Annotated in this window: 7 protein-coding genes; 3 read left to right on the top strand and 4 right to left on the bottom strand. The window is 66.2% G+C overall.

Going from position 1 to position 6,260, the window contains the following annotated elements; all coding sequences use genetic code 11:
* From B141_RS0134285 to B141_RS0134270, 3 genes are all read left to right on the top strand, one after another.
* A partial coding sequence (locus B141_RS0134285; RefSeq protein WP_237742880.1) for an HNH endonuclease occupies positions 1-1,278 on the top strand: 1,278 nt, incomplete at its 5' end.
* A 200-nt stretch (positions 1,279-1,478) separates the two neighbouring features.
* Entirely contained in the window at positions 1,479-1,925 is a 447-nt protein-coding gene (locus tag B141_RS0134280; protein ID WP_020579702.1) for a hypothetical protein, read from the top strand.
* Positions 1,926-2,798: 873 nt separating this feature from the next.
* The gene (locus B141_RS0134270) at positions 2,799-3,401 is read left to right on the top strand and encodes a hypothetical protein (protein ID WP_020579700.1); all 603 of its coding nucleotides are present in this window, start codon (positions 2,799-2,801) and stop codon (positions 3,399-3,401) included.
* Here B141_RS0134270 and B141_RS53260 read toward each other — a convergent pair.
* From B141_RS53260 to B141_RS0134250, 4 genes are all read right to left on the bottom strand, one after another.
* A complete protein-coding gene (locus B141_RS53260; RefSeq protein ID WP_474775235.1) occupies positions 3,374-3,706 on the bottom strand; it encodes a MafI2 family immunity protein in 333 nt (110 codons plus the stop codon). The two genes, B141_RS0134270 and B141_RS53260, sit on opposite strands and share 28 nt — an antisense overlap.
* Before the next feature lie 145 nt (positions 3,707-3,851).
* The gene (locus B141_RS44320; protein WP_157181501.1) at positions 3,852-4,322 is read right to left on the bottom strand and encodes a hypothetical protein; all 471 of its coding nucleotides are present in this window, start codon (positions 4,320-4,322) and stop codon (positions 3,852-3,854) included.
* Positions 4,319-4,852, bottom strand: coding sequence for a ribonuclease FAU-1 family protein (locus B141_RS44315; protein ID WP_157181500.1), 534 nt, complete (start codon positions 4,850-4,852; stop codon positions 4,319-4,321). The genes B141_RS44320 and B141_RS44315 overlap by 4 nt, the downstream gene beginning before the upstream one ends.
* A 70-nt stretch (positions 4,853-4,922) precedes the next feature.
* Positions 4,923-6,188, bottom strand: coding sequence for an NAD(P)/FAD-dependent oxidoreductase (locus B141_RS0134250; RefSeq protein ID WP_026257835.1), 1,266 nt, complete (start codon positions 6,186-6,188; stop codon positions 4,923-4,925).
* Between the last annotated feature and the right edge of the window lie 72 nt (positions 6,189-6,260).

Below are 6,260 nucleotides of genomic sequence, written 5' to 3'. Positions count from 1 at the left end.
GAGCTTTCGCCCACTGGGCATGGACCCACGCCTTTTGGTGACCAGGATGACAAGAGCCCGGTGACGGGAGACTGTCACGCCGGGATCTGCGGGGGCCTGGGGGTGAGATTCCCCCGGGCTACCCGACATCCGGAGGCGGCGAAAGAGCGTCACAAGAGGGCCCGCGACGACCGCGGCGTGGACGTCTACCCATCCCTGGATGGCGTCTCCGATCTGCGGATCCGTGGGATCTCCCACGACGTGGCCGCCCAGATCTGGGGATACCTGGACGCCATCGCCCGCACCATGAAATCCGGCGGAGACGAACGCACCCTGCCTCAGTTGCGCGCCGACATCGCCGCCTCCCTCCTGTCCGGTGAAGCCGACGTCCTCATCTGTAACGGCGAGGAAGAAGCCCCTGACAGTGGCGAGGAGGAGAACGGCGACGATTCCGGCCCTTGTCAAGAGTCCTTTGACGACCTGCTCGAGGAGCAGAACAACGCCGACAGCCCCGCTCAAGGCGAAGCTGAGGGTGCGCGGAATGACTCTGCCGCCGAGTCGGATGGATGCCGGCACACCGGGTGCGACCACGACCACCACCTTGCGGGTTGCCCGTGTGAGGACTGCAAACCCGCCACCTACACCCACCCGCTGGACCGGCCCAGGCCGCAGCCCCGCAACGACAGGCCAGCCCGCGAGGAAATCCCGTCCGATGATGACCTTGCGGAGCAGGAGATTCCGGCCGCGTTCCGGTCCTGGAGAGCGGCGATCAAGGCGAAACTCCAGCTGAACGTGCCGATCACGACCCTGTTCGAGCTGGCGGAGCGGCCAGCCGAGCTGGGCGGGTTCGGACCCGTACTCACCGAAGTAGCGCGGCGGCTGATCGCCAACCATCTCGACAACCCCGACGCCATGTTCACCATCGGTATCACCCACCCAGTCACCGGGCAGTTATTGAGCCTGCATCCGATGGCGCAACGCTTCCTACGCGGTCTCCCGGCGGAGTTCGTGCAGTCGTTGAACCAGCGCTGCACCTGGATGCTCTGTAGGCGCCCCGCGATCTCCTGCGACCTCGACCACACCAAGCCTTACTCCGAGGGCGGCGAAACCTCCGTGGCGAATGTGGCACCACTATGCCGACGCCACCACCGCGTCAAAACCGAAGGCGACTGGAAAGTGAAGCAAACCAGCCCAGGCCACCTTCGATATACCGATCCGCACAGCCGGGAGTACGAGGTCACCCCACCACGCCTCACCGATCCGGTAGAACCAGACGATCCGGATCCGCCGCCGTTCTAACCGGCGCACGGGGAAGCGGGACATACAAACAAACCGACAGGCTCGATAACCCTTACAGAGAAGGGTTATCGAGCCTGTTCGCGCGCCGGAAGGGAGGTCCGTATTCCGTGCGGGAGCGCTAACCTACTCGATTCCCACGCAAGCAAGATCCGCCGACCGGCGAGGCATGAGGAAGTGCACGGCGGGCGTACGGTCCGTGCATGGCGCTACTCGTCCAACTTGATATGTCCCCGCTCCATGGGCAGGTCGCAATCGTTGATGCCACCTGGCAGGACTACCCGCAATGGGAGACCGGACAGGAATGGGTTGCCTACCGCGCACCATCCCTGGTGCATCCAGACAGGCCGCCGTATCCAGGGGTTGCGGTTGCCACGCAGTCCGACATTGGTGCGACCGGGCCACAGTCGGTGTGTGTCGAGGTCTGGTCGGACTATGAGCCGAAGGGCCTGCGTTGGGTCCACGAGACCGTGCTCTATTTGGGCAACCATGGTGTCGATGTCGGCAACTTCGAAGTCGGGGAGAGTGCCGGCCTCACACTGGCTCGCGGCGAGTACCCCCTTCAGGTTTGGGTCGATGCCGATACTCCAGAGCAGGTTTCCCGGGTCGTCTTCGTGCTCGGCCCGCCTCGGCAAGCATCTGTTCCGTAGGCCGCTGAAGATCACCTACCGGCGTCCGCCGTCGTCCAGATCACGAGGGTCAGAGGGCTCTGCCGGCCCATGTCGTCGGCCGCTGTCCATGGTCGTCCAGGGCTCGTGTTAGAAACGGCGTTAGCAAGGGGCGAGGCGGATGCGGACGTTCTTGTGGGAAGGTCGCTCCGTGGAAGAGGTCCGATGGTTGGCGACTTCGTGCGGTACATCTGTGCGTTCTGCAACCAGCCGACCAACGATGACCCGTGCTATGTCCATATCGGTCTGGACTGGCCCCACTCGGGCGAGTCACAGTCGCTGGGTGCCCACGCGGCTTGCCTGAGAGCTGCTGTGCACCAAGCGATCCCCCTCGCAGTCGATTAGCGCCGTTCCCGTGCTCACGCATGGGTTGGCCACGCGGACCACTCATCCCCGTCGTCCTCGCAATCAGCCAGATTGAAGGCCGGAGCGGAACGGGTCAAGGGTCGAAGATCGCGAAGCGACGCCGGCAGGCGCCCTTGACGCGTGGAGTGCAGGCCGGAGACTGGCATGCGAGGAAGACGGGGCGATCACCAGCCCTGCATGCTCAGCCGAGGACGTTCTAAAGGACGTGCGCCGTTCTGTCCGCCCGGCGAGCCCGAGGACGGCGCCCCGGCGCCGCCCGCAAGGGCGGTACGGGCGGTGCGCCGCGTCAGCGGCGCCTTGATCCAAGAGAGGTCAACTCAGCAACGCAGGGCTGTGGGCACTTGTCCTGTGCCACCTGATGCTTGACAGTCGTGTGCCAGGTGATGTGCGAGCCGTCCGCCGGGTGATTTGCGACAGCCGAAAGCGCGGATCGCGGCATGAGAGCGCGTTTCGTCTGGCCGCAGCCCGCGGCTCGGGGATCATGGCCTCGTGACAGTCAACGATCCCGACGCGCGGGTCGCCTTTGATCGGAAGGTGCACGCGCTTGAAGGGCTTCGCATCTACGCAGTGGACTATTGGGACATCCACAACTATGGACCCGGGCCGGCTCGGTGGGATTACGGCGACTGGCATCACGCCGTCATGGGTGTGCAACTTTCCACGGACGCCGGCCCCGTGACCGTCACGTGGACCAACACCTTCTACCCCTACGGCGTCGAGGTCTTCGCCGAACCCATCGAACGCCACCTTGTCCTGGGAGAGGACGGGCCGGAACGAATCGGCCCCGATGGCGAATCTCGTTGGACAGGCATCCTGGACACCCCTGTACTGCGTGCGACGACATCGTGGGAGCGGATCGAACTCGGTCCAGCCACCTTGGCGAGCGGCGAGGTCGTCGAGCCTGCTCGTGTCGTCGAGATTCCTACTGCTCTGCGCCTGGACTTCGGCACCGGTCCTGTCTGGTTCGGGGCCGCGATCCCGCAATATCCCTCAATGGAGGGTGTGTTCATTCCAGGCGACGAGATCATGATCGTCTTCTCGGCCGCGAAGATGCGCGACATGGGCTACGACGATCCGAGATTCGTGGCCTGAACGCGGCATGAGCGGTCGGTCAGACCTCTGACTCCCAGCGCAGGAACACCCAGTGCTCGTCCGGCAGCAGATCGCGTGCCGCGTCGGGTACCGCTTCGGAAGGCGACGGACACCTCAGGCGGGAAGTCAGCGATGCAGTAGGTCTCGGCCATGGACACACACTCCGCCTGCACGTCGCCGACCTCGCCCTCGTACAGGAATCGCGCTTCAATCGCTCCCTGCTCCGAGGAACCTCGGAATGTCACCGCCACTCCCCGAAGGTCGGCAGTCACCTGCTCCCAGAGAGCGCGGAGCATCGACAACATCACGTCGGTCCTCATGTCTGCCACGGGACCGAGTATCGCCCGCTCATCGGCAGATCCGTGCGTTGGTCGCTCGTCAGGTGGTCAGCAGGCTCCTAGGCCTGTCGCGCATCAGCTGGCAGAGATCGGTTGCAGATCTGCTGTCGGATCACAAGGGCTGTGAGCGAAGTGGCTGCAGTAGGCCGCGGTCGCGTCGTCGGTGGTTTTTTCGGCGCTTCCATCGCTGGCCGTGGGGGTCGCTGGCTTCGGCTTGGCGGGTGCGGTGGATGAGTTCGGCGGGGCCTGCGTACTGGAGGAGGTCCAGAAGGTTGGGCCAGGTGGTGAGTCCGAAGCGGTCGACGAGGCGGGTCGCCCCGTTGGTGAGGACGGCGGCTCGTCGGATGGATTGGGCGGGCAGGGTTCCGGTGAGTGAGTGCTGGGCGGCTTCGGGTTTGGCTGCGGCGACCCAGAAGCCGTCGGGGGTGTTGCGGTGTTCTTGGATGCGGGTCATGAAATCGGCGAGTGCGGCGTCGTGCTCGGGTGTACCGTTCGCGGTGTCGTCCATGTCAGTACGCAGACGTTGAGAAACGGCGTTCTCTCGGTCGTCGGTGATGACCTGGATCCCGTCGCCCACTGTCATACGCCGCCGAACCACCTGGCGGCGTACGTCTCATGGGCGCCATCGAACGGAAATGCCCGGCTCGCCATAGCCGCCCGCACCTCGGCGCATGAGCTCAGCGCATGCTCCACCAGTGAAGGGGGATAACGGAGGGCGGTGGCGTTCTCGCCGAACTCGTCCTCGTCAAGCACAGCATGCCCACCCGCCCAGGTCAGCACCACGTCGAGGTCGAGATCAATAACCCGTATCCCGCACTCGGTGCGTTCAACTGGCGTGGTGATGTCGACATAGCAGGAGTAGCGGGACGCCCGCCCGGCGCTCTCGGGTCTGGCGTACCAACGAGCGGTCCATCCACGCCCGCGCGGGAAGAGTGACACGGAGTCTCCGGATGATACGACCGCCGGCTTGCCGTTCCCACGACGTACTTCCGCGCCAGCGCGCGTCCCGACCCAGATCCCACTCGCGTCCTCGCCCAGGACCACCATCCGGGTCGCATAGTGCGGAGTGCCGGGCCACTTCTGGTACTCCACCACAATCTGATCACAACTCACAGCGCGATCCTGCCGCATCAGAGGAGCGGCCCACGGGTGTCCCGGAGCGGACAAACCGGCCGTGCGATCGTCAGCGCGTCGGGCTGAACGGAGCGAGCTCTGCCGGCGTTCGCCCGCTGGTCATCAGCTCGGCCAGGAGTTCGCCGGTGGCGGGACCCAGCGTGATGCCCCACATGCCGTGCCCGCCAGCGGCAAAGACCCGGCGCGAGTTGGTTCGCCCGATCAGCGGCAGGCCGTCCGGTGTGCATGGGCGCGGCCCAACCCACTCGTCGGCCCGGTTGTCGAGGTCCGCGACCCGCAACAGCGGACGCACAGCATCGGTGATGGCGGTGATCCGCCGGTGGTCGAGGGCGGCGTCGGCGGACCGGAACTCCATCATTCCGGCGATGCGCAGGCGGTCTCCGAGCGGCGTGCAGGCCACTCGTTGGGCCGGGAAGTACAACGGACCGGCCGGGATCCGGTCGATCTTGACGCTGAAGCTGTAGCCGCGACCGGCCTGCACGATGGTGCGCACACCGAAGCGTCGGGCGTGCTGACCCAGCCACGCGCCGGTCGCCAGCACCACCGTGTCGAAGGTCCGCTCGACACGATCGGACGTCTCGATGACGACACTGTCGGCGCTGTCGCGAACCCGGGTCACCGCGTGGCCGGTGATGATGCGCGCGCCCCTGCTTCGCACTGCCTCGGCGAGCTGGTGGACGTAGTCGCCCGGATCGATGAAGCGCTGGCCGTGAAGGCGCACCGCCGCGCCGACGGAGGGGGCGAGCAGCGGCTCGATCTCCCGGGCCTGGCTGCCGGTCAGGGTGTCGAACTCGATGTCTTGACCCGCGGCCCGGATGTGATCCAACTCCTCCAGGAAGGGGGCTCGCTCGCCCTCGTTGCGGTACGCCACCAGGAACGGTGCCGCGTCATGCGTCACGGCCTCGACCCCGCCGGCGGCGAGCCGGTCGAAGGCGGCGAGAGAACGCCGGTTGATCGGCACGAGCGCATCCATCGCCCGGCGCCACCGGGCGGCCGTACTGTTGCGGGCGAACCGGCCGAGGAAGGACACCAGCCGGGGATCGGGCCGGGGCGGGACGTACACCGGCGACGACGGACTCAGCATCGCGCGGACGCCGTACCGAAGCACCGCAGGCTCGGGAAGGGGCGTGGCGAGCCCAGGGGTCAGCCAGCCCGCATTGCCCCAGGAGGCGCCCGCGGCGACACCGTGTCGGTCGACAACCGTGACGGAGACGCCGCGTTCCTGCAGGAACCACGCGGTGGCCAGACCGACCATGCCGGCACCGACAACCGCGACGTCCCGTGGAGCGGTCCGCACCGAGATATCCGAGGTCATGCCACTGATCCTTAACCGTACGATGACGCGCGTCATGGTCTGCGGGGTGCAAGGTTCGCCGCGTTCGTTGTG

Source organism: Actinopolymorpha alba DSM 45243, assembly GCF_000373925.1.
In the GTDB taxonomy this organism is placed as follows: Bacteria; Actinomycetota; Actinomycetes; order Propionibacteriales; family Actinopolymorphaceae; genus Actinopolymorpha; species Actinopolymorpha alba.
The sequence above is the reverse complement of the archived record's forward strand: the minus strand, read 5'-3'. Positions and strand labels throughout refer to the sequence as shown.